We start from the raw sequence: 23,978 nt of genomic DNA, 5'->3' as shown, positions 1-23,978 counted from the left end.
AAACATTCAAATCAGCAGGTGTATATACCTGCGGCCGGATATTCAATTCGGTTCATCACAATATGTGTGAATGAAATGGATATCCTGAACTTACTCACTCGTTGCTCAGTTTTGAGAGTTCAAACTCTCAAGCTTCGACGAATGTTTCATTCACACATCGTGTGGAACCGAAATATTCATCGGGTTTCGCTTCAACGAAGCGAATTGCACCTTGAAAACTGGATACCGAAACGAAATTGCGTTTTAGAATATTCCTTTAAGCTGATCTTGTGTAAACAAGTGAAATAAAGGTAGCATATATCGACATTTTCTTTATGTAAAAGAGAAGTCTAGGTTAAGCTACAAAGAGCACACGGAGGATGCCTAGGCGCCAGGAGCCGACGAAGGACGTGGCGAACAACGATAAGGCCTCGGGGAGCTGTAAGCAAGCTTTGATCCGGGGATGTCCGAATGGGGAAACCCGGCTGTCTTCATCGACAGTCACTACTCATTGAATTCATAGGTGAGTGAGAGGCAGACCAGGGGAACTGAAACATCTAAGTACCCTGAGGAAGAGAAAACAATAGTGATTCCGTCAGTAGCGGCGAGCGAACGCGGATTAGCCCAAACCAAGGAGCTTGCTCCTTGGGGTTGTGGGACGTCTCACATGGAGTTACAAAGGAACCGGTTAGATGAAGAGGTCTGGAAAGGCCCGCCAGAGAAGGTAAAAGCCCTGTAGTTCAAAACCTGTTCCCTCCGAGACGGATCCCGAGTAGTGCGGGGCACGTGAAACCCCGTATGAATCTGGCAGGACCATCTGCCAAGGCTAAATACTCCCTGGCGACCGATAGTGAAGCAGTACCGTGAGGGAAAGGTGAAAAGCACCCCGGAAGGGGAGTGAAATAGATCCTGAAACCGTGTGCTTACAAGAAGTCAGAGCCCTATGATATTTCCTTTGGAAAAATCACGGGTGATGGCGTGCCTTTTGTAGAATGAACCGGCGAGTTACGTTCCCGTGCAAGGTTAAGGTGAAGAGCTGAAGCCGCAGCGAAAGCGAGTCTGAATAGGGCGAATGAGTACGTGGACGTAGACCCGAAACCGGGTGATCTACCCCTGTCCAGGGTGAAGGTGCGGTAACACGCACTGGAGGCCCGAACCCACGCATGTTGAAAAATGCGGGGATGAGGTGGGGGTAGCGGAGAAATTCCAATCGAACCCGGAGATAGCTGGTTCTCCCCGAAATAGCTTTAGGGCTAGCCTCGGAAAAAAGAATCGTGGAGGTAGAGCACTGATTGGGTGCGGGGCCCGCAAGGGTTACCAAGCTCAGTCAAACTCCGAATGCCATAGATTTAGTTCCGGGAGTCAGACAGTGAGTGCTAAGATCCATTGTCGAAAGGGAAACAGCCCAGACCATCAGCTAAGGTCCCCAAGTGTGTGTTAAGTGGGAAAGGATGTGGAGTTGCACAGACAACCAGGATGTTGGCTTAGAAGCAGCCACCATTGAAAGAGTGCGTAATAGCTCACTGGTCGAGTGACTCTGCGCCGAAAATGTAACGGGGCTAAACACACCACCGAAGCTATGGCTTGATGCTTTGCATCAGGGGTAGGGGAGCGTTGAATGCGGGTTGAAGGTGTACCGGAAGGAGCGCTGGACTGCATTCAAGTGAGAATGCCGGTATGAGTAACGAAAAGATCTGTGAGAATCAGATCCGCCGAAAGCCTAAGGGTTCCTGAGGAAGGTTCGTCCGCTCAGGGTAAGTCGGGACCTAAGGCGAGGCCGATAGGCGTAGTCGAAGGACAACAGGTGGAAATTCCTGTACCACCGTAATCCGTTATGAGCGATGGGGTGACGCAGTAGGGTAGTGACGCGGACTGATGGATGTCCGTCTAAGCAGTGAGGCTGGTGTGTAGGCAAATCCGCACATCGTAAGGCTGGGCTGTGATGGGGAGCGAAAATTACAGTAGCGAAGGTCATGATCTCAGACTGCCAAGAAAAGCCTCTAGCCAGGAGAAGGTGCCCGTACCGCAAACCGACACAGGTAGGCGAGAAGAGAATTCTAAGGCGCGCGGAAGAACTCTCGTTAAGGAACTCGGCAAAATGACCCCGTAACTTCGGGAGAAGGGGTGCCTCGGTAGGGTGAATAGCCCGAGGGGGCCGCAGTGAAAAGGCCCAAGCGACTGTTTAGCAAAAACACAGGTCTGTGCGAAGCCGCAAGGCGAAGTATACGGGCTGACGCCTGCCCGGTGCTGGAAGGTTAAGGGGAGTGGTAAGCTCGCAAGAGCGAAGCTATGAACCGAAGCCCCAGTAAACGGCGGCCGTAACTATAACGGTCCTAAGGTAGCGAAATTCCTTGTCAGGTAAATTCTGACCCGCACGAATGGCGTAACGACTTGGGCGCTGTCTCAACGAGAGATCCGGTGAAATTTTAATACCTGTGAAGATGCAGGTTACCCGCGACAAGACGGAAAGACCCCATGGAGCTTTACTGCAGCTTGATATTGAATTTGGGTACGATCTGTACAGGATAGGTGGGAGCCGTTGAACCTTGAGCGCCAGCTTGAGGGGAGGCATCCTTGGGATACCACCCTGATCGTATCTAGGTTCTAACTTGGTACCGTGATCCGGTACGAGGACAGTGTCAGGTGGGCAGTTTGACTGGGGCGGTCGCCTCCTAAAGAGTAACGGAGGCGCCCCAAGGTTCCCTCAGAATGGTTGGAAATCATTCGAAGAGTGCAAAGGCAGAAGGGAGCTTGACTGCGAGACCTACAAGTCGAGCAGGGACGAAAGTCGGGCTTAGTGATCCGGTGGTACCGCATGGAAGGGCCATCGCTCAACGGATAAAAGCTACCCTGGGGATAACAGGCTTATCTCCCCAAGAGTCCACATCGACGGGGAGGTTTGGCACCTCGATGTCGGCTCATCGCATCCTGGGGCTGAAGTAGGTCCCAAGGGTTGGGCTGTTCGCCCATTAAAGCGGTACGCGAGCTGGGTTCAGAACGTCGTGAGACAGTTCGGTCCCTATCTGTCGTGGGCGTAGGAAATTTGAGAGGAGCTGTCCTTAGTACGAGAGGACCGGGATGGACGTACCGCTGGTGTACCAGTTGTTCCGCCAGGAGCACCGCTGGGTAGCTATGTACGGAAGGGATAAGCGCTGAAAGCATCTAAGCGTGAAGCCCCCCTCAAGATGAGATTTCCCAGTATGTAAGACCCCTTGAAGACGACGAGGTAGATAGGTTGGGGGTGGAAGTGCAGTAATGCATGGAGCTGACCAATACTAATCGGTCGAGGGCTTATCCTAAAGATAAGACGCAAGGAAGTTTCGGATCCAGTTTTCAGGGTGTAACCTTGAAGGTATGTAGAAGTACATACGACAAGCGTATAGCTATTCATTCACACGATCCGTGATGAACCGAATAAGCTTCGGAAGAATTTGCGAGGCAAATTCATGTTTGGTGGCGATAGCGGAGGGGTTCCACACGTACCCATCCCGAACACGACCGTTAAGCCCTCCAGCGCCGATGGTACTTGGACCGCAGGGTCCTGGGAGAGTAGGACGCCGCCAAGCAACAAGTAAAAAGGACCATGATCTTCTTGAGATCATGGTCCTTTTTTGTGTTAAATATCAGTAGAATTTTTAATTAGTTTAAGTTAGTTATAAGTTCGACTGAATCTGTGGATATTAGCTAGTAAATAGATAGACATTTTTTAAAGAAAATTAGTACCAGGTATTAGTATCTGGTGTTATAATATGAATAAGGATTATAAAGGAGAGTGATCAGATTGTTGAATTCAAAAGCAAAGTTAACGGCCCTTGGTACTTATGTACCTGAACGGATTTTGACGAACGCCGACTTGGAGAAGCTTGTGGAGACTAGTGACGAGTGGATTGTACAACGAACGGGTATGCGGGAACGACGAATCGCGGCCGAAGATCAGTATGTATCTGATTTATGTATACAAGCTATTAAACGTATGGTTAACCTTTATAACGTAAATGTGGACGATGTTGACATGATCATTGTAGCGACGAGTACACCTGATTACTATTTTCCAAGTACGGCTTCCCGTATTCAGGCTTATTTTAATATTCCCAATACAGGGTCAATGGATGTTAGTGCTGCATGTGCAGGCTTTGCCTATGGACTTCATTTGGCAAATGGTCTGATTACGGGTGGTCTACATCGCAAGGTACTAGTGATTGGAGCCGAAACATTATCCAAAATTACAGATTATACGGACCGGACGACATGTGTTCTTTTTGGAGATGGAGCAGGGGTTGCACTTGTTGAATATGACGAGGATGAAGGGTCGTTTTTGACTTCAGATATAGGAACCTTTGGGCAAGGAGGAGCACATCTTTATCGCGCAGGATTATCTAACTATTTGGATGGAGAGAAGCTGCAAGATAATGGTTTTATCGCTCAAAATGGACGTGAGGTTTATAAATGGGCTGTACGCTCTGTCCCAGCAGGAATCGAGCGATTAATGGATAAGGCAAATATGGGGAAAGAGGATCTTGACTGGTTTGTACCTCATAGCGCTAATCTGAGAATGATTGAGTCCATATGTGAAAAGAGTGCAGTACCTTTAGAAAAGACGCTGACGAGTGTAGAGTTTTATGGCAACACTTCGGCGGCGTCCATTCCGTTGGCTTTACAGTGTGGATTGGATGATGGGCGTTTAAGATATGGACAACATGTGGTGTTATATGGATTCGGGGGTGGCCTGACGTATGCGGGTCTGTTATTAAAATGGAGTGTGCCTGATTTGTAAGCTGCTAACTAATGCATAAGCAATAGTAATAGTGTGTAAAGATCGTGTTAATAAAGAGACGTTGGTTGGCATTAGATTTATCGTAAGATGGCAGGATGGTATAATTAACATTATGAGAGAAAGGAGCGTAACATGAAGGTATTGGTATTGGCAGAAAAACCATCCGTGGCCAGAGAGATTGCACGTGTGATGGGCAGCCGTGAGAAGCATAAAAGTTATATAGAAGGACCTAAGTATGTAGTGACATGGGCACTGGGTCATTTGGTCGGATTAGCAGAGCCTGAGGATTACGATTCTAAGTATGCGAATTGGAACTTAGAGGACTTGCCCATTCTTCCGAAGAACTCCAAGTTAAAGGTATTGCGGGAGAGCAATCATCAGTTCAAAGCTGTACAGCAGCTGATGAAACGACAGGACATTGGAGAACTTATCGTGGCAACAGATGCTGCTCGTGAAGGAGAATTGTTGGCGCGTTGGATTATACAAATGGCAAACTGGAGAAAGCCTTTCCGGCGTTTATGGATTTCCTCGCAGACGGATAAGGCAATTAAGGCAGGTTTCGCGAAATTATTGCCTGGCCAGCAGTTTGATCGTTTATATGAATCGGCTCGCTGTAGGGCTGAAGCAGACTGGATGATTGGTCTCAATGTAACCCGCGCGTTAACGGTTCGTTATAACGCCCAGCTTTCGGCTGGAAGAGTACAGACACCGACACTGGGGATGATTATGGAACGTGAGAAAGAGATCACCCAGTTTCGTTCTCAAGAATATGATACGTTGACGGCGGATTTTGGTCATTTTCAGGCAACATGGCGTGCAGAAAATGGGGATTCACGTATGTTTGACCGTACTCAGGCAGAGACTTTGCGCCGCAGGCTTGAGGGGGCCAAAGGTACAGTTGTGAGTGTTAAAAAAAGTAAAAAAAGCGAGCCTCACCCGCTCGCGTATGACCTAACTGAGCTGCAAAGAGATGCTAACCAGCGCTACGGCTTCTCGGCCAAGCAGACGTCTAATGTTCTTCAGCGTCTATATGAGCAGCATAAGCTGGTGACCTATCCACGTACAGACAGTCGTTATCTTACCTCCGATATGGTGGATTCCCTTAAGGAAAGGCTCAGTAGCGTAGCCGTGGGTCCGTATGCTTCTTTAGCACGTCCGCTATTGCGTAACAAATTGCCAATCACAAAACGAGTTGTAGATGACAGTAAAGTCACAGATCACCATGCGATTATTCCTACTGAGCAGACGTTATTGCTTAATCAGTTAAGCCCAGAGGAGCGTAAGCTGTATGATCTGATTGCACGCCGTTTTATCAGTCTGTTCTACCCACCTGCACGTTATGATGCTGTAGCTGTATCGGTCATGGTGGGGCAGGAAACATTTCAGGTAAAAGGTACAACCATAAAAGATAGCGGTTGGCGTGCTGTGTATGACGAAAGTCATTATGAATGGGACGAGGAAGAGACAGATGACCGTGAAAGTAATGGACGGGGCGTTATTTTGCCTGAGCTGAAAAAAGGAGACTCCGTCCAATTGCAGCGTTGTATTGTACGAGCTGGACGAACAACGCCGCCGAAGCGGTATACAGAAGCAGCCCTGCTGGCTCAGATGGAAAAGCATGGCCTGGGTACTCCAGCCACCCGTGCAGATCTGATCGAGAAACTCGTCAGCTCGGATACGATAGAGCGCCAGGGGAACGTGATGCATCCAACTGGCAAAGGCAAGCAACTGATCGAACTGGCGGCTCCACAGCTGCGAACGCCCGAATTGACGGCACAATGGGAAGCGGAGTTAGAACGGATCGCCCGTGGTCAAGGACAACCTGAGCCATTTTTGAATTCTATCCGTGCTATGGCGAAAGAATTGGTTTCTACTGTGAAAAATAGCAGCGCTGAGTACAAGCCCCATAACGTAACGAATAGCCATTGTCCGGATTGTGGTACAAAGTTGTTGGAGAAAAAAGGTAAGAAAGGGAAGTTTCTTGTATGTCCAAGTGCGGATTGCGGTTACCGTCGTTCAGGCGAAAAACGCTTGTCCAATCGACGTTGTCCGCAGTGTCATAAGAAAATGGAAATGAAAGAGGGCAAGGCAGGTTTGTATGTAAGATGCTTATCCTGTGGCATTACGGAGACGCTAGATAAGGACAAGCAACGGGTAAACAAGCGGGAACAACAAAAGCTGGTAAAACAGTTTGAAAAGAAGGAATCTTTTGGCTCCAGCTTGGGTGATTTGCTAAAAGCAGCAATGGAGCAAAAGCAGGGCGAATAAAGATTGCCAGAGCGTGCTTCAAGCTACACAATTAGCAGGCGTATGTCGGTATAAAAAAGCTTACTCCTTGGCATGGTAATCCGAGGAGGTGAGTATTTATGCCCAAACATAAGCCGCTTAAAATCAATAATCAGCAAAATAAATCAAGTATACTGGAGGAAGAAATCGCTGCTCATCCAGAGAAGCAAGCTAAATATCCTCCAAGCTTGAATGGGATTCCCAAACAGCAGTCTTAATGCTACCTGTAAGGGAAAACGAATGGCTGTATAAGACCAAGACGTTTGGATACCAGATGTAATCGTTATGGGTGCCAGACATTGTCTTGCATAAAAGAAGCAGCAGTACGGTGGTCAACCGTAACTGCTGCTTCTTTTTTATAATAATGAAGTTATATTTATTTGGTTTGGAATAACTGCCCTTAGTATTCATTAAAGAAAGATTGGATTTGATTAACATCATGCGTCTGGGTCAAAGCGAGCATGAGTAAAATCCGTGCTTTTTGCGGATTGAGCGAATCGGTGGACACAAAGTTCGATGCTGCGTCTTTTGTCGATGGGGACACAACTCCACTTCCTACGCGGCTGGAGCGGGCAATAATAACTCCTTTTTTGCCTGCGGCCTCTGCGCCTTCTGAGGAGGTCTTGGATAAGGAACCATTACCGGAACCAGCGACCACTATGCCCTTGGCGCCAGCTGCTACGGCAGCATCATACAGGTAGCGACCGTTGTTTTGATACTCGTATAGAATATCTACTTGCGGCAGTTGGGTGAGATTAGAGACGTCGAATACAGAAGAAGTCGTATGCTTATGAGTGGATTTGTTGTAGTAGTATACTTGATCGCCCACTACAGCTCCAAGGTAGCCCTGCTCCACAGACTTGAACGTATCGACTGCAGTTGTGTTCGTTTTTGTGATGTATCTTGCTGCACCGATGCGATCGTTCAGCAATACGAGTACACCTTGGCCTTTGGAGGCCGAAGCTCCGGCAACTTTTACAGCATTATAAAGGTTGAATGGACCATCGGCACTGATGGCAGTAGCTGGGCGCATAGAGCCAACAACAACTACAGGCTTATCGCTCTTAACGACAAGGTTAAGGAAGTATGCCGTTTCTTCCAATGTATCTGTACCATGGGTAATGACAATACCGTCTACATCGTCTCTGGCAAGCAGTTCGTTGGTGCGTTTGGCAAGTTTTAAGAGGATTTCATTATTAACATCGGGGCTACCCACGTTAACCACTTGCTCACCACTGACATTTGCAATACTTTTCATCTCAGGAACGGCATTGATTAAGGTTTCAACACCTAATGCGCCTGCTTTGTAGCCAGTTGTATCCGTGTTGACGGAGGATGACCCTGCAATGGTCCCTCCTGTGGCTAGTATTTTAATATTGGGTAAATGATTAGTTTGTGGATTTTCAGATTTGTCTGAAGTTGTAGTGTTAGAAGTAGATACCGTTGTGCTGGTTGTAGCTGCTGCCGCAGCGTTAGCAGTAAATCCACCACTCCATAAGGTACTTCCGAGAATAAAGCCGGCCAACAGGGGAATCATTGTCATTTTTTTCATGTTAGTCATATAAAGCTCCTCTCCAATCTTAAACCTTGAAATATTAATGATAGATTAACTGACAAATATTTTGTCGAATTACGTTAATATCACGCATTATAGGGTGTAAAATCGTTTTTAGTCAATATATATGTTAGAAAATATAACTTTAAAACTCGTTTTTATATATGTAATCGCTTTAAATACAGCTAAATGGAAAATAATTATAAAAGAAAACAACAAGCAGAAAACTCATAAGGAGTCTGCTTGTTGTTTTTGATAAAAGGTGAACAACTGAGTGTACCTTTAATTTCATTTAATGAGAGTGACAAGGTGGAGTTGATGTTTTACGGTATTTACATGGTTCTACAGTTGAATACAGATTCCATGATCAGGGGTTTTTGCTATGCTGTTTTGTTGGCAAGCTAGCGCTGGGAGTTCCTTTTCCTTGTTTACGGTTACGTTCTGCCTTTTTTGCATTTTCTCGTAGCTTTTCAACGTATTCATGGGTGCTTTCCATCGTAGTTCCTCCTTTAAGACAAAATAAATGCACTCGGGAATTGCCCTCATACACCGTTACTATTTCCGCAAAAACGTTTTCCCAGTCAGAGAAGGCGTTGTTTCTATAAAAGGGGTGAGGTTATAATGAAGAAGAGAGCCCTATATAAGTCCTAATACCTGAAACTGGTACGGTGTGCAAAAGGAGGAGAGACATTGCAGACAGGCTTGTTGGTATGGCTACTGTTCATTAATGCAGTAGGCTATCTGGTAATGTCGGAAGATAAAAAGAGAGCACGTAAACACCGTGATCGTGTACCTGAACGGACGTTGTTTTTGCTGGCCCTGATCGGGGGCGCATTGGGTGTACTCATTGCGATGTACCGCAAACGCCATAAAACACGGCATATGACCTTCAGATTAGGTATTCCTGTGTTGCTATTCATTAACGCATTGCTCTATGGGTATTTTTTACGCTAAGGCTGGGAGTTTAGCTTCTCATAGGGAAGTTTAATGATGATTGAGAAGGCTATTCTCAGCCATTACATGATGTATGAAGTGAACAACCACAGGAATACATAATTTCAGGCTTTGATTTAACAAACTGAATTCGGAAGAGGTGCGTATTATGCTATTTTCAAAAGTATTGCTTGCTTATGACGGTTCGGATGCTTCCAACAAAGCTTTATTGAAGGCGGCTGAATTGGTGAAGGCATCACCCTCCTCGAAGCTTGAGGTAGTGACAGCATTCGATTTCCCGCGGATTTTTATGGGCGAAGGTTTGGCTCCAATTCCAGCTTCGGTGAATAAAGAGTATTATGATTTGGCTGAGCAAACTACGGATGAAGTTAAAAAGCGGCTTGCTGAGCAAGGTGTAGACGCCAAGGTAGAGCTGATTCAAGGTTCGCCGGCCGAAGTCATTTTGGATTATGCCAATGAGAATGGCTTCGATGTGATTGTGATTGGCAGTCGCGGATTGGGTGGTATTCGTGAATTTGTATTAGGTAGCGTAAGTCACAATGTGGTGCAGCATGCACGTATCCCCGTGCTGGTCGTAAAATAACGAAGTAAAAAGCAAAAGTCGGATCACTACCTGTACAGGAAGTGCCGGCTTTTTATTTTTGTTGGAAAGATGTATTGCTGGCCGTTACCAGTGTAGGTAGAGTGATAGCTAAATGTAATACAATAGTCCTGAGGTATGCATATAAAGGGCTTGGTTTTTGTTAAACACGAACATTAAATTGTATCATTATGACAATGTTCGTTTTCAAGTTGACACAGGGTGTAGGGAATTGTTAAACTATGAAGTGTATTGTCGATAAAAAATGAACTTTAGGTACAATTTAATTAGGTACACATGTTGGAGCCGAAATCCATCACGATTATGCTGGGAAAGTATATCGTTGGGTATGGAGTAAGCACAATCCTGACTCGTATAATGCCGGGGATATGGCCCGGAAGTTTCTACCTGGAAACCTTAAATTTCCGGACTACGGGAGACATACGGCTGAAGCCGCATTGGATGCGGTGGAACAGGCTTGCTTTTGGCATGCCTTTAAGAGGCTCTGTCGTTTGTTTTTTCGTAGTCCGGTGTCTTGAAAATAACGTTATTTTCGAGTGCCGGATTTTTGGCGCTTATTGATAAACAGGGAGTGAAGGACATGTCAGTGCAGGTCGCTGTCATTATGGGCAGCACATCAGACTGGGACACCATGCAACATGCATGTGCTGTGCTGGACGAGCTTGAAATCGGATATGAGAAAAAAGTAGTTTCAGCCCATCGTACACCGGATTTAATGTTTCGTTTTGCAGAAGAGGCCGCCGGGCGCGGACTAAAGGTCATTATTGCTGGAGCGGGTGGGGCTGCACATCTGCCGGGAATGGTAGCTGCGAAGACCTCCTTGCCAGTGATTGGTGTGCCTGTCCAGTCGAAGGCTCTGAATGGTCTGGACTCCCTGCTCTCCATTGTGCAGATGCCGGGTGGTATTCCAGTCGCCACTGTGGCAATCGGTAAGGCAGGCTCTACCAACGCAGGGTTGCTGGCTGCACAAATATTAGGTGCTTTTGACGAAAAGATAAGTCAGCGGGTTGTGGCAAGACGCGACCGTATCCGTGACGAGGTACTGGAAGGCAGTGACTCGCTATGAATGAAGCATGTGAATCCGCTGGCCGTATTCGCCCTCCTGGCACAGTGATTGGAATTTTGGGAGGCGGACAATTAGGCAGAATGCTTGTACTGGCAGGAACTAACCTAGGCTATCGCTTCGTGACACTGGACCCTGCACCGGATAGTCCGTGTGGACAGGTGTCAGAACAAATCCGTGCTGCCTATGATGATGAGCACGCGGCCAGAGAACTGGCTGAACGGTGTGACGTGATCACGTATGAGTTTGAAAATGTGGATGCGGGTGTAGCCGCACTTTTGGAACAGGAATCCAGTGTACCGCAGGGCAGCAGTCTTTTGTACACGACACAGCATCGTCTGCGGGAAAAACGTTCTATTGAAGCAGCTGGTGTTCCTGTTGCTCCATATCGTGAAATTAGCAGTCCTGCCGATATGGTTCAAGCGGTAGCCGAACTGGGTGTGCCGTGTGTGCTCAAAACAGCAGTCGGCGGTTATGATGGCAAGGGCCAAGTGGTCATTCGCCAATCGGAGGAAGCCACGAATGCCTACGAGCAACTGGCTGGAAGCGGTGCGGAACTGGTGTTGGAACAGTTCATCCGTTTTCGCTGCGAAATCTCGGTGATTGTAGCTCGCAGCACGAACGGTGAAGCCAAAGCCTTTCCACCTGCGGAAAACATCCACGTGAACAATATTTTGCACACGTCGATTGTACCCGCACGCGTACCTGAAGCTGTCCAGGAGGAAGCACGCAAATTGGCGCTGGCTGTGGCGGAGTCATTGGATGCGGTGGGACTGCTAGCTGTGGAGATGTTTGTCACCGAAGACGGACAATTATACGTTAATGAGTTGGCACCACGACCCCATAACTCCGGCCATTACACGATGGAGGGTTGCGCCACCTCGCAATTTGAGCAACATATACGTGCGATTTGTGGTTTGCCACTGGGCAACACGAAGCTGCTGACTCCGGTGGTGATGGTCAATGTACTAGGTGAGCATTTGGAGGACGTAATTCGAAGATTCGGACAATCAGATGCTGAAGCTGAAGGATTGAGTGTTGTACCAAAGCTGCATTTGTATGGAAAAAGTGAAGCCAAGCCAGGCCGAAAGATGGGACATATTAATCTGTTGTGCCAGGATACGGAACAAGCACTGGAATGGATTGATCAAACCAATATTTGGGGGAATAAATAGTCATGATCGAACGCTATAGCAGACCGGAAATGAGAGCGATTTGGACGGAAGAAAATAAATTTAAAGCTTGGCTGGAAGTAGAACTGTGTGCCTGTGAAGCATGGGCTGAGTTAGGGGTTATCCCAAAAGAAGATACCGTGGCTCTGCGTAAAAATGCAAGCTTTGATATTGAACGGATCTATGAAATTGAGCAGGAGACAAGACATGATGTCATTGCTTTTACCCGCACGGTATCCGAAAGTCTTGGCGACGAGCGCAAATGGGTACATTATGGCCTAACCTCTACAGACGTGGTTGATACGGCTCTGGGCTATCTGTTAAAGCAGGCGAATGAAATTCTGGAACGAGATATTCTGAATTTTATTGAAATTTTGAAGGAAAAAGCATTGGCTTACAAGCACACACCGATGATGGGACGTACACATGGAGTGCATGCTGAGCCGACCACATTTGGACTGAAAATGGCCTTGTGGTACGAGGAAATGAAGCGCAATCTGGAACGTTTCCGCTATGCTGCTGACCAAGTACAATACGGTAAAATGTCCGGTGCGGTCGGAACATACGCCAACATCGACCCGGCTGTGGAAGAATTCGTATGCCGCAAGCTCGGCACCAAGCCTGCCCCGATTTCTACACAAACGCTCCAGCGCGACCGTCATGCTGAATACATGGCCACGTTGGCGTTGATCGCCACATCGTTGGACAAGTTTGCTACAGAAGTCCGTGCATTGCAAAAGAGTGAATTCCGTGAGGTGGAAGAAGCTTTTGCCAAAGGTCAAAAAGGATCTTCCGCGATGCCACATAAACGCAATCCGATCGGAAGTGAAAACATCTCCGGTCTGGCACGTGTGATTCGTGGGCATATGGTATCGGCGTATGAGAACGTAACGTTGTGGCATGAACGCGACATTTCGCATTCTTCTGTAGAACGTATCATTCTGCCAGATGCAACGATGCTGTTGAACTATATGCTGAACCGTTTTGGCAATATCGTGAAAAATCTGACGGTCTTCCCTGAAAATATGAAGCGCAATATGGCGCGTACGTATGGTGTACCATTCTCCGGCCGCATTATGACGAAGCTGATCGACAAGGGCTTTAGTCGTGAAAAAGCTTACGATACCGTACAACCGCGTGCGATGCAGGCATGGGAAGAGCAACGCCAGTTCCGCGAAATTGTCGAGGCGACTCCGGAAATTACTGCCGTGCTCAGTCCGGATGAAATCGAGGATGCGTTCAACCCGGCTTGGCATTTGAAGAACGTGGATACGATCTTTAAAAAGTTGGGATTAGGGGAGTAGAGGACGGTTTGGTGCTTGGGAGAGGCTCAGGAGCGTGATGAGGCCGCTGCGCGAACGGATCATTCTTCCGATTGCTGTTGCCCCTGGTTTCCTGGAAAATCTGCAAAGGTTGGAATCCAGGGGCAAAGGCAAGCGCTAACGCTTCTCCAGAACGATTCCGTCCGCTCCGCTGCTTCCAGCACCAACCTTCGTGTGGGAGCAGAGCTAGGGGAGGTGCGGCACATAAGATGCCGCACCTTCCCAAGAGCGATAGAAAAGCGTGTTCCACTGCTTTTCTATCACAGACCACGTGCTCGTGGGGGTTGCCGAATTTGCGCAGCAAACAGCCGGCAGTCCTCACGAGCACGCACAGGCTCAAGAAGCGAAGCCTTGAGCCAGCCGTTCGCACCAACGTAAAAGCGTTGCTGGATGAGGGCTTGTGCGAACAAGCCTTCATCCAGCGAAACGCGCTCACTTCACCATAGCTACAAAATACACGCCCTCACCTTGCCCATTAGCCAACCCTTGCGGGAGTCCCGAGGGCAGCAGCCCTGGGGGTCCTCCCTGAGGGGAGGATTTAGGAGGGGCAAAGGCTCGATTTAGGAGGGGCCATACTCTTTTGAAAGAGGTGTAATGAAATGTCATTGTCTACCGCCGAAGGTCTGATTCATGCGCCGCTTTTGTACAAAGGCAAAGTGCGTGAGTTGTATGATCTCGGAGAACATTTTCTGATTGTCGTGACGGATCGGATTTCAGCTTTTGATTATGTGTTGGAGCCGCCTGTACCGGAAAAGGGGAATGTTCTGAACAAGCTCAGTACTTTCTGGTTCGAGCAGACGAAAGACCTGCTGGAAAACCATGTCGTGCATACCGATGTAAACAAGCTCGGACATGTCATCGACGAACAGAATAAAGAGCTGCTTAAGGATCGGATCATGGTCACGCTGAAGGCTGAACGCATCGACATCGAGTGTGTGGTGCGCGGATATATTACCGGAGGCGGCTGGCGTCAATATGAACAGACCGGTGAGGTAAACGGTATTCCATTGCCTAAGGGGCTACGTAAGAATGAACGCTTTCCCAAGCCCTTATTTACACCGGCTGCCAAAAACGACGTCGGTCACGACGAGGACATTTCCCTTCACCAAATGAAGGAACTGGTCGGGGCCCAGCTAACAGGTGAACTTGAGGAAAAAAGCTTGGCATTGTACGAATTTGCGCGTGCTTTCTGCGAAAAGCGAGGAATCATTTTAGCGGATTGCAAGTTTGAGTTTGGTCTTGTTGATGGCAAAGTGATTTTGATTGATGAAATTTTCACCCCGGATTCATCCCGTTTTTGGGCGCAGGAAAAGTATGAACTAGATGTTGAGATTGACAGCATGGACAAGGAGCCGGTACGAAGCTATTTGGCATCCTCCGGTTGGGACAAGAATAGCAAGCCCGATCCGTTGCCTGCTGAGGTCGTAGAAGAAACAACTGCAAGATATACGGATATTTGGCGGCGTCTGACGGCACAGTAAATAGTAATCATAATTCAACCAATAGGATTCACTCATTCGGAGGAGGAACTGAAGGAACATGATGAAAGCAACAGTCTATGTCACGATAAAGCAAAGCGTTTTGGACCCGCAGGGGGTCGCGGTGCAAGGCGCACTGCATTCTATGGGTTTCGGAGAAGTGGACAGCGTCAGAATTGGTAAGTATATGGAACTGAATCTGGATACAACAGACCGCGAGAGTGCAGAGAAACGCATCATCGAGATGTGTGAAAAGCTGTTGGCCAACACGGTCATTGAAGACTACCGCTACGAACTGGAGGGCTGATTCCATGAAATTTGCAGTTCTGGTTTTTCCGGGCTCCAACTGTGATATTGACTGCTATAAGGCGATAGAGGACACGGTCGGTGAACCTGTCGATTATGTTTGGCATACGGCAACGGATCTGTCACCTTACGATTGTATTCTTGTTCCAGGAGGCTTCTCCTACGGGGATTATCTGCGGTGTGGTGCGATTTCCCGGTTTGCTCCAGTGATGAAGGAAGTAGCCAAAGCGGCTGCCGAGGGCAAATATATTTTGGGGATTTGCAACGGTTTTCAAATTTTGACCGAAGCCGGGCTGTTGCCAGGAGCTTTGCGCCGTAATCTGTCGATGAAATTCCTTTGCCGTGATACGGTGTTGCAGGTTGCGAATAACCAAACGCCTTTTACAAGAGATTATGCTGCTGGTGAAGAGATCATTATTCCGATCGCACATGGTGAAGGCAACTATTACTGTGATGATGAGACGCTGGCTCGTTTGCAGGCGAACAATCAGATCGTATTTACGTATAAAGATAATCCCAATGGTTCCATGACGGATATTGCGGGGATTTGTAATGAACAAGGTAACGTGCTGGGCATGATGCCCCATCCGGAACGTGCGGTGGATGCATTGCTTGGCACGGATGACGGCAAACGTATGTTTACATCTATTTTGAATGCTTGGAGGGATCGTCATGGCGCAGCAAGTGTCCGCTAAGGAACCGACGGCAGAACAGGTTGCCGAACATAAACTGTATCAGCAGATGGGTGTGTCGGACAGTGAATATGCGCTGATCTGCGAATTCATGGGGCGTCAGCCGAATTATACGGAGATTGGCGTGTTCAGTGTTATGTGGTCAGAGCATTGTGCTTACAAAAACTCCAAGCCGTTGTTGAGACGTTTCCCGACGAGCGGTCCGCGAGTGCTGATGGGACCGGGTGAAGGAGCAGGGATTGTAGATATTGGAGACAACCAAGCGGTTGTATTTAAAATCGAAAGTCATAACCATCCATCCGCTGTAGAACCTTTTCAAGGGGCAGCGACTGGGGTAGGCGGCATCATCCGTGATATTTTCTCCATGGGCGCAAGACCTGTAGCTGTGTTGAACTCTTTGCGTTTTGGCAAGCTGGAGAGCGACCGTGTGAAATATTTGTTCGAGCATGTGGTATCCGGTATTGCGGGCTATGGAAACTGTATCGGTATTCCAACCGTAGGCGGCGAGGTTGTATTTGATGAAAGCTATGAGGGCAATCCGCTCGTCAATGCCATGTGTGTCGGACTGATTGACCATGATAAAATTCAGCGCGGTGTGGCAAAAGGGGTCGGTAACCCGGTGTTTTATGTGGGACCTCCAACAGGTCGTGACGGGATTCATGGAGCTACCTTCGCATCTGTTGAGCTGACAGAGGAATCCGAAGCGAATCGGACTGCGGTTCAAGTAGGCGATCCATTTATGGAGAAGCTGGTTATGGAATCATGTCTGGAACTGATCGACAGCGGTATTGTACTGGGTATTCAGGATATGGGCGCAGCGGGACTTACCTGCTCCAGTGCTGAAATGGCAAGTAAGGCGGGCAACGGTCTTGAGCTGTATCTGGATCAGGTACCGCAGCGTGAAGAGGGCATGACACCTTATGAAATGATGCTGTCCGAATCACAGGAGCGTATGCTGTTCGTGGTTGAGCCAAAGGATGAAGCACAGGCGCTTGAAATTTTCGAGCGTTGGGGCGTCATTTGTGCCAAGGTCGGTAAAGTGACGGATGACGGTCGTTTGCGTTTGTTCCATCACGGTGAAGTGGTGGGTGATATGCCAGTGACGGCGCTGGTTGACGAGTGTCCGATCTATGACAAACCTTCCGAAGTCCCTGCTTATTATGAGCAAAATGCTGCGATTGACACACTTCGGTATGCAGAAGTAACGGACTTGAACGGCGCGCTGAAAAAGGTGCTATCTTCACCAAGTCTAGCTAGCAAGAAATGGGTATACGAGCAATATGATTACATGGTTCGCACCAGTACGGCCGTTCGTCCGGGCTCGGATGCAGCTGTAGTGACCGTACGCGGCACCCGCAAGGGACTTGCGATGACTACAGATTGTAACGGACGTTATGTATACCTGGATCCAGAGGTAGGCGGACGAATTGCAGTCAGCGAAGCAGCTCGTAATATTGTATGCTCCGGCGGAGAGCCTTTGGCGATTACGGACAACCTAAACTTCGGTAACCCTGAAAAGCCGGATATTTTCTGGCAAATGGAAAAGGCCGTTGACGGTATGGCAGAAGCATGCCGTGTGCTGGATACTCCTGTCATCGGAGGAAATGTCAGCTTGTACAACGAGAATGCCAAAGGTGCAATTTATCCAACGCCTGTAGTCGGCATGGTAGGTCTCGTACATGATACAGATCATATTACGACACAAGGCTTCAAGGCCGAAGGCGACGTCATTTTCCTAGTGGGAGAGACGAAGGCTGAGCTAGGAGGCAGTGAGTTCCAGGCTATCGTGCACGGTGTATCCGAAGGACGTCCGCCTGAGCTCGATTTGAATGTAGAGAAAAAACTGCTGACTGCGGTACTAGGAGCGATTCAGGCCGGATTGGTACAATCCGCACATGATCTGGCAGAGGGCGGTTTGGCTGTAGCACTTGCCGAATCTGGAATTAGCGGCGGATTGGGAGCGCAGGTTAACGTAGAAACGTCTTTGCGCCCTGACCATGCTTTATTCAGCGAAAGTCAATCCCGCATTTTGTTATCTGCATCACCGGATAAAGCGTCTGCTCTGGAAGCACATCTGCGTGGACTGGAAGTACCAGTTACCGTATTGGGAAAAGTTGAAGGATCACAATTGACAGTTGAGGTGAACGGACAACCCGCTTTGAACGAGGCAGTCGCCAGTTTGAAGCAAATCTGGGAGGATGTCATTCCATGTCTGATGAAATAACAGCACGGACGTTGTGGACTGGAGATTATTATAATGAAGGCTCAGGTAAAGAGGGGCTGTTTGATAAATTAAAAGAGGAATGCGGCGTATTCGGGGTGTACAGACACTCCGATGCCGCTTCCCTAGCCTATTACGGCTTGCACGCGCTTCAGCATCGTGGTGAAGAAAGTGCAGGGATCTGTGTGAGCAGTGGCGACGAATTCCATTATCATCGTGGAATGGGACTTGTCAAAGAAGTATTTAATAAAGACTTAATGGCTTCGTTGACAGGCGATATTGCCATAGGACATGTGCGCTATTCGACAAGTGGAGACAGTAAGCTGACGAATGCACAGCCTTTGGTGTTCAAGTATCGTGATGGTGATTTGGCGGTAGCGACGAACGGAAATATCGTAAATGCTTTGCAAATTCGGCATGAACTGGAGCAGGGTGGGTCTATTTTTCAAACAACCAGCGATACCGAAGTAGTAGCACATTTGATCGCTCGGTCGTCCAAGGATTTAGTGGAGGCTGCCAAGGATGCATTAAAGCGTATTGTCGGTGGGTTTGCTTTCCTTATTATGACCAATGACAAGCTGCTTGTGGCTTCTGATCCCAACGGCTTGCGTCCATTGACGATGGGCAGATTGGGCGATGCTTATTTGTTTGCATCCGAGTCTTGTGCCTTGGAAACCATTGGTGCAGAACTGTTGCGCGATATCGAGCCAGGTGAACTGCTAGTTCTGGATAAAAACGGACTGCACGAAGACCGTTATACGGAAGATAAGCAGCGTAAAGCGCTGTGTGCGATGGAGTATATTTATTTTGCTCGTCCTGACAGTGACTTGAATGGTTCTAATCTTCATGCAGCACGCAAACGAATGGGCAGCCAGATGGCGCTAGAGGCTTTTGTCGATGCAGATTTGGTTACCGGTGTACCGGATTCCAGCATATCGGCTGCAATTGGTTATGCAGAGCAAACAGGTATTCCCTATGAGCTGGGCATGATTAAAAATAAATACACTGGACGTACCTTTATTCAACCGAGTCAGGAGCTGCGCGAGCAGGGTGTGAAAATGAAGCTGAGCGCCGTACGCCGTGTTGTTGAAGGTAAACGGGTCATTATGATCGACGACTCTATCGTTCGGGGCACCACATCTCGTCGAATCGTAAATATGCTGCGGGATGCGGGCGCGTTGGAAGTACATGTACGAATTACCTCACCGCCTTTCAAAAACCCGTGCTTCTACGGTATCGACACGCCGGACCGTCGGGAACTGATCGCTTCGTCCAAAACCGTGGAGGAAATTCGGCAAGAGATTAACGCCGATTCGCTCTATTTTATGAGCGCCGAGGGATTGATTGCCGCGGTAGGCGGACATAACGAACAGGATTACAAGGGCGGTTTGTGCCTGGCTTGTTTCGATAATGATTATCCGACACAGGTAGATTTTAAAGGCGAAGAAAAGTTCGGGTGTAGTTGTTAATATAGGGAACAAAAGAGGTACAGAGGTGCATGGAGGCATGGGATGGAGGTTCTGAGGGGACCACTCCGCGTGTGCAAGGTTCTTACGATCGCTGTTGCCGCTGGATTCTTGGAGTGGAATAACCCCTTACAGGGTTAGAATCCAGCAGCAAAGGCGAACGCTTTCGCTTCTCCAGAATCCTTCCACCCGCTGCGTTCCTCAGGTGTTCAGCATTTTGAAGCAGTGCCTGTACCTCTTCTGTTCCCACGGGGAAGAGAAGAGGTACAGGCTGTTAAAAACTCATGGCATAACTATTTCATGCCATGAGTTTTTAACAGGCGGCTTGTAAAGCCGCCTGTGAGCCAGCGAAGCGAGGCTCAGGCAGCAGGCAGGGCGAAGCTACCTGCCTCAAGGGCCAAAGAAGTAAGCCGCCCGTTGGCGCTGCTCACTTCTTTGGCCGGGCACGTTCCCGCCTTTGCGAAGCAAACAGTCCGGGACGTGCCCTTGCCGCCGTCACTACCAAAGGCGGCCACGCATCAAAGCGTGTCCTTGTGAATTACGGGAAGACCCGCAACTCGCAATGGAAAACACGCGACGCTCATTACGAACCACCACCAAGCAGCACCCAATCCTACGCATCTGACCGACTCTTGAGGGGTCCAGGGGGAGCAGCCCCATGGAATCCTCCCTGCTAGGGAGGACTTAGGAGGGTCAATCATTTGAAGGAGTGTTCATGAATGTCCGAAGCATACAAAAACGCAGGGGTAGATATCGCTGCTGGTAATGAAGCAGTAGAACGGATGAAAAAGCACGTAAAACGTACCTTCCGTCCGGAAGTGCTCACGGACTTGGGCGGATTCGGTGCGTTGTTCGGCCTGAATAAAGATAAGTATGAAGAGCCTGTACTCGTTTCCGGTACCGATGGTGTCGGCACGAAGCTGAAGCTTGCCTTTGCAATGGATCGTCATGACACCATTGGCATTGATGCAGTTGCGATGTGCGTAAACGATATTGTCGTCGGAGGTGCAGAACCTCTCTTTTTTCTAGATTACCTTGCTTGTGACAAGGTTGTGCCCGAGAAGATTGAAGCTATAGTCGCTGGAATCGCAGAGGGCTGCCATCAGTCAGGGTGTGCGTTGGTCGGCGGCGAAACCGCAGAAATGCCGGGGATGTACAGTGAGGGCGAATATGATATTGCTGGCTTCACGGTAGGGATTGTAGATAAAAGCAAAATCATTAACGGTAGTTCTATTGCTCCTGGAGATACCGTAATCGGGCTGGCTTCCAGCGGTGTTCACAGTAATGGCTTTTCACTGGTTCGCAAGCTGTTATTGGAACAGCAAGGCTATGATTTGCATGATGAAATTGAAGGCTTGAATGGCAAACTGGGCGATGTACTGCTGGAGCCAACGAAAATTTATGTGAAATCTGTGTTGGCATTGCTGGACAAGGTAAAAGTAAAAGGTATGGCGCATATCACGGGTGGCGGTTTTATTGAAAATATCCCTAGAGTATTACCGGATCACGTCAATGTAGATATACAGTATGGCACATGGCCAATTCTGCCGATCTTCCAGCTCATGCAGGAAAAGGGAGAAATCTCTAACAAAGACATGTTCACGACCTTCAATATGGGGATTGGAATGGTGATCGTTGTTGAGGCAGAGCACGCACAGACTGCATTGGAAGTTCTGAAGGAACAGGGTGAAGCTGCGTATGTGATCGGAAAAGTAACGGAAGGCAGCTCGATCGTGACCTTTACGGGAGCCGAGGTATAATGGGCAATTACCGGATTGCTGTTTTTGCATCAGGCGAAGGGACGAACTTTCAGGCTTTGGTGGATGCGGCCGCACGGGGTGAACTGGGCGGCGCCTCGGTAGAACTACTTATCTGTGACAAGCCTGCGGCTCCGGCTGTAGCTAGAGCACAGAAAGCTGGAATTGCCTGTCATACTTTTCGCCCTAAGGAATATCCTGCCCGAGAAGACTATGAGCGTGAATTGGTGGCTTTGCTGGAGCAGAAATCGATTGACCTCATCGTGTTAGCAGGCTATATGCGTTTGCTATCCAGTGTCATGGTTGATGCCTACGCTGGGAAAATCATCAATATTCATCCGTCACTGCTTCCGGCATTTCCAGGAAAAGATGCTGTTGGACAGGCATTGGCCTATGGAGTCAAGGTAAGTGGAGTCACCGTCCATTTTGTGGACGGCGGGATGGACACTGGTGCGATTATTGCCCAACGTGTCGTAGAAGTTCACGATCATGATACAGCGGAATCCTTATCCGCAGCCATTCAATCCGTGGAACGTCAGCTATATCCAGAGGTAGTTGGCAGACTGGCCCAAGGCCAAATCCAATTGAATGGCCGCAAGGTGAGCTCACTTCTCTAAAGATGACTGTAATTTGTCATATCATTGTCATAACAAGGATACTGTACAGGCATTTTCCGATATTTCTCGGGAAATAAATTGATAGAAGAGAAATTTGCAAAATTCTGAAAGAGCTAAAGGAGGAGACAGGGTGAGTATTAAAAGAGCGCTCGTCAGCGTATCAGATAAACGGGGAATCGTGGAGTTTTGTCGCGAGTTGTCCAAATGGGGTGTGGAGATCGTTTCGACAGGGGGAACGAGCAGCTTGCTGTCGAAGGAGGGCATTCCTGTCATCGGTATTTCAGAGGTAACGGGATTTCCAGAAATTATGGATGGACGTGTTAAAACACTCCACCCTGCAGTACACAGCGGTTTGCTGGCTGTTCGGGATAATGAAGAGCATCAGCGCCAGATGAAGGAGCTTGGATTGGATTATATCGATCTGGTCGTTGTGAACCTGTATCCTTTTGCGGAAACGATCGCCAAACCCGGTGTAACTTATGAGGACGCGATTGAAAATATCGATATCGGCGGTCCAACGATGCTCCGTTCTGCGGCAAAAAACCATGCTTTTGTCAGTGTAGTGGTCGATGCGGATGACTATAGCACTGTACTGGAGGAAATACGTAAGGATGGCGACACGGAGCTAAATACTCGTAAGCGTTTGGCTGCAAAAGTGTTCCGTCATACGGCGTCATACGACGCTTTGATTTCCGATTACTTGTCGAATGTGACAGGTGATCCTCTGCCTGAGCGTTACACTGTAACCTATGAAAAAATTCAGGATTTGCGTTATGGCGAAAATCCCCATCAACAGGCGGCATTTTATCGTGAGCCTTTGGCGGCCAAGGGTACACTAACAACAGCGAAGCAACTTCACGGTAAAGAGTTGTCTTATAATAATATCAATGATGCGAATGCAGCCCTGCAAATCGTCAAAGAATTCAGCGAGCCGACAGTAGTTGCAGTTAAGCATATGAATCCTTGCGGTGTGGGAATTGGTGGCAGTATTTATGAAGCGTACAGCAAAGCTTACGCAGCAGATCCAACCTCGATTTTTGGCGGTATCGTCGCGGCTAACCGGATTATTGACGGCGATACAGCGAACAAGCTGAGTGAAATCTTTTTGGAAATTGTATTGGCACCGGGCTTCACGAAAGAAGCATTGGAGATTTTAACGAAAAAGAAAAATATCCGTTTGCTTGATCTGGGTGAGCTTTCCCCATCTGAGGCGAAGAGCCGTTTCGTCGTGACTTCCATTGAAGGCGGCATGGTTGTTCAGCAAAATGACGTTCATGCTGTGGACCCGGATGCACTTACGGTTGTAACAGAGCGTACGCCATCCGAGGAGGAACTGAAACAACTTTTGTTTAGCTGGAAAGTGGTTAAACATGTGAAATCCAACGCTATCGTACTGGCGGCAGATAATATGACTATTGGCGTAGGCGCAGGACAAATGAACCGTGTCGGAGCAGCCAAGATTGCGATCGAGCAGGCCGGTGACAAAGCAAAAGGTGCCGTATTGGCATCGGATGCATTTTTCCCGATGGGCGATACGCTGGAGTTGGCAGTTAAAGCAGGCATTACAGCAGTCATTCAGCCGGGCGGTTCCATTAAAGATGAAGAATCTATCAAGGTTGCTAACGAATATGGCATTGCTATGGTCTTTACAGGCGTACGTCATTTCAAGCACTAAGTTGTGTGAGTGGTGGAGGCAGCACACCTGAACGATCATAATGGGGCGGGAGGAATCACC

General features: G+C 48.3%; 19 protein-coding genes, 2 rRNA genes and 1 riboswitch. Of the genes, 18 read left to right on the top strand and 3 right to left on the bottom strand.

The annotated features are described in order from the left end of the window. Positions 1-332: 332 nt before the first annotated feature. The 5 genes from G7035_RS04505 (at position 333) to G7035_RS04485 (ending at position 7,257) form a co-directional block, all read left to right on the top strand. Positions 333-3,278, top strand: a 23S ribosomal RNA gene (locus tag G7035_RS04505). Between the two features lie 150 nt (positions 3,279-3,428). Further along, positions 3,429-3,545: ribosomal RNA gene (gene rrf, locus G7035_RS04500) — 5S ribosomal RNA — on the top strand. Between the two features lie 215 nt (positions 3,546-3,760). After that, a complete protein-coding gene (locus G7035_RS04495) occupies positions 3,761-4,753 on the top strand; it encodes a ketoacyl-ACP synthase III (RefSeq protein WP_019686165.1) in 993 nt (330 codons plus the stop codon). Between the two features lie 132 nt (positions 4,754-4,885). Beyond that, entirely contained in the window at positions 4,886-7,021 is a 2,136-nt protein-coding gene (locus G7035_RS04490) for a DNA topoisomerase III (protein ID WP_019686166.1), read from the top strand. A 98-nt stretch (positions 7,022-7,119) separates the two neighbouring features. Beyond that, positions 7,120-7,257, top strand: coding sequence for a hypothetical protein (locus G7035_RS04485; RefSeq protein WP_016819760.1), 138 nt, complete (start codon positions 7,120-7,122; stop codon positions 7,255-7,257). A gap of 182 nt (positions 7,258-7,439) precedes the next feature. Here the strand turns inward: G7035_RS04485 and G7035_RS04480 are convergent, their stop codons facing one another. Together G7035_RS04480 and G7035_RS04475 are read right to left on the bottom strand one after the other, a co-directional pair. After that, positions 7,440-8,600: a type II asparaginase gene (locus tag G7035_RS04480; protein WP_019686167.1), complete on the bottom strand. Its 1,161-nt coding sequence runs from the start codon at positions 8,598-8,600 to the stop codon at positions 7,440-7,442. 361 nt (positions 8,601-8,961) lie between these two features. Then, entirely contained in the window at positions 8,962-9,090 is a 129-nt protein-coding gene (locus G7035_RS04475) for a DUF4023 family protein (protein WP_013369463.1), read from the bottom strand. A 194-nt stretch (positions 9,091-9,284) separates the two neighbouring features. Between G7035_RS04475 and G7035_RS04470 the strand changes: the two genes are divergently transcribed. The 10 genes from G7035_RS04470 (at position 9,285) to purF (ending at position 19,872) form a co-directional block, all read left to right on the top strand. Continuing rightward, a complete protein-coding gene (locus G7035_RS04470; protein WP_016819762.1) occupies positions 9,285-9,548 on the top strand; it encodes a DUF1294 domain-containing protein in 264 nt (87 codons plus the stop codon). A 148-nt stretch (positions 9,549-9,696) separates the two neighbouring features. Then, entirely contained in the window at positions 9,697-10,131 is a 435-nt protein-coding gene (locus G7035_RS04465) for a universal stress protein (RefSeq protein ID WP_013369465.1), read from the top strand. 348 nt (positions 10,132-10,479) lie between these two features. Next, positions 10,480-10,581: riboswitch (purine riboswitch) on the top strand. A gap of 148 nt (positions 10,582-10,729) precedes the next feature. Next, on the top strand, positions 10,730-11,215 hold the full coding sequence (purE, locus tag G7035_RS04460) for a 5-(carboxyamino)imidazole ribonucleotide mutase (protein WP_013369467.1): 486 nt from the start codon (positions 10,730-10,732) through the stop codon (positions 11,213-11,215). Beyond that, on the top strand, positions 11,212-12,387 hold the full coding sequence (gene purK, locus G7035_RS04455) for a 5-(carboxyamino)imidazole ribonucleotide synthase (protein ID WP_017426166.1): 1,176 nt from the start codon (positions 11,212-11,214) through the stop codon (positions 12,385-12,387). Before purE ends, purK begins: the two co-directional genes overlap by 4 nt. A gap of 2 nt (positions 12,388-12,389) precedes the next feature. Beyond that, positions 12,390-13,688 carry an adenylosuccinate lyase gene (purB, locus tag G7035_RS04450; RefSeq protein ID WP_016819766.1) on the top strand — a complete coding sequence of 433 codons (1,299 nt, stop codon included), beginning with the start codon at positions 12,390-12,392 and terminating at the stop codon, positions 13,686-13,688. Positions 13,689-14,305: 617 nt separating this feature from the next. Continuing rightward, the gene (locus tag G7035_RS04445; RefSeq protein WP_019686168.1) at positions 14,306-15,187 is read left to right on the top strand and encodes a phosphoribosylaminoimidazolesuccinocarboxamide synthase; all 882 of its coding nucleotides are present in this window, start codon (positions 14,306-14,308) and stop codon (positions 15,185-15,187) included. A 58-nt stretch (positions 15,188-15,245) separates the two neighbouring features. Continuing rightward, positions 15,246-15,491, top strand: a complete 246-nt coding sequence (purS, locus tag G7035_RS04440; RefSeq protein WP_013308797.1) for a phosphoribosylformylglycinamidine synthase subunit PurS — start codon at positions 15,246-15,248, stop codon at positions 15,489-15,491. A 4-nt stretch (positions 15,492-15,495) separates the two neighbouring features. Continuing rightward, positions 15,496-16,185: a phosphoribosylformylglycinamidine synthase subunit PurQ gene (gene purQ / locus G7035_RS04435; protein ID WP_016819768.1), complete on the top strand. Its 690-nt coding sequence runs from the start codon at positions 15,496-15,498 to the stop codon at positions 16,183-16,185. Beyond that, entirely contained in the window at positions 16,163-18,406 is a 2,244-nt protein-coding gene (purL, locus tag G7035_RS04430; protein ID WP_019686169.1) for a phosphoribosylformylglycinamidine synthase subunit PurL, read from the top strand. Before purQ ends, purL begins: the two co-directional genes overlap by 23 nt. Further along, complete coding sequence (gene purF / locus G7035_RS04425; RefSeq protein ID WP_017426172.1) at positions 18,391-19,872, top strand: amidophosphoribosyltransferase; 1,482 nt, start codon at positions 18,391-18,393, stop codon at positions 19,870-19,872. Before purL ends, purF begins: the two co-directional genes overlap by 16 nt. An 82-nt stretch (positions 19,873-19,954) precedes the next feature. Here purF and G7035_RS04420 read toward each other — a convergent pair whose 3' ends face one another. Next, on the bottom strand, positions 19,955-20,119 hold the full coding sequence (locus G7035_RS04420; protein WP_182096042.1) for a hypothetical protein: 165 nt from the start codon (positions 20,117-20,119) through the stop codon (positions 19,955-19,957). Between the two features lie 469 nt (positions 20,120-20,588). On the opposite strand from G7035_RS04420, the gene purM reads away from it, so the two are divergent. The 3 genes from purM (at position 20,589) to purH (ending at position 23,918) form a co-directional block, all read left to right on the top strand. Then, the gene (gene purM / locus G7035_RS04415; protein WP_019686171.1) at positions 20,589-21,629 is read left to right on the top strand and encodes a phosphoribosylformylglycinamidine cyclo-ligase; all 1,041 of its coding nucleotides are present in this window, start codon (positions 20,589-20,591) and stop codon (positions 21,627-21,629) included. Further along, positions 21,629-22,243: a phosphoribosylglycinamide formyltransferase gene (gene purN / locus G7035_RS04410; RefSeq protein WP_019686172.1), complete on the top strand. Its 615-nt coding sequence runs from the start codon at positions 21,629-21,631 to the stop codon at positions 22,241-22,243. The genes purM and purN overlap by 1 nt, the downstream gene beginning before the upstream one ends. A 130-nt stretch (positions 22,244-22,373) precedes the next feature. Further along, positions 22,374-23,918: a bifunctional phosphoribosylaminoimidazolecarboxamide formyltransferase/IMP cyclohydrolase gene (gene purH / locus G7035_RS04405; RefSeq protein WP_019686173.1), complete on the top strand. Its 1,545-nt coding sequence runs from the start codon at positions 22,374-22,376 to the stop codon at positions 23,916-23,918. Positions 23,919-23,978: the final 60 nt, after the last annotated feature.

The organism is Paenibacillus polymyxa, from assembly GCF_015710975.1.
Lineage (GTDB): Bacteria > Bacillota > Bacilli > Paenibacillales > Paenibacillaceae > Paenibacillus > Paenibacillus polymyxa.
This window is presented reverse-complemented; position numbering and strand designations above follow the sequence as displayed.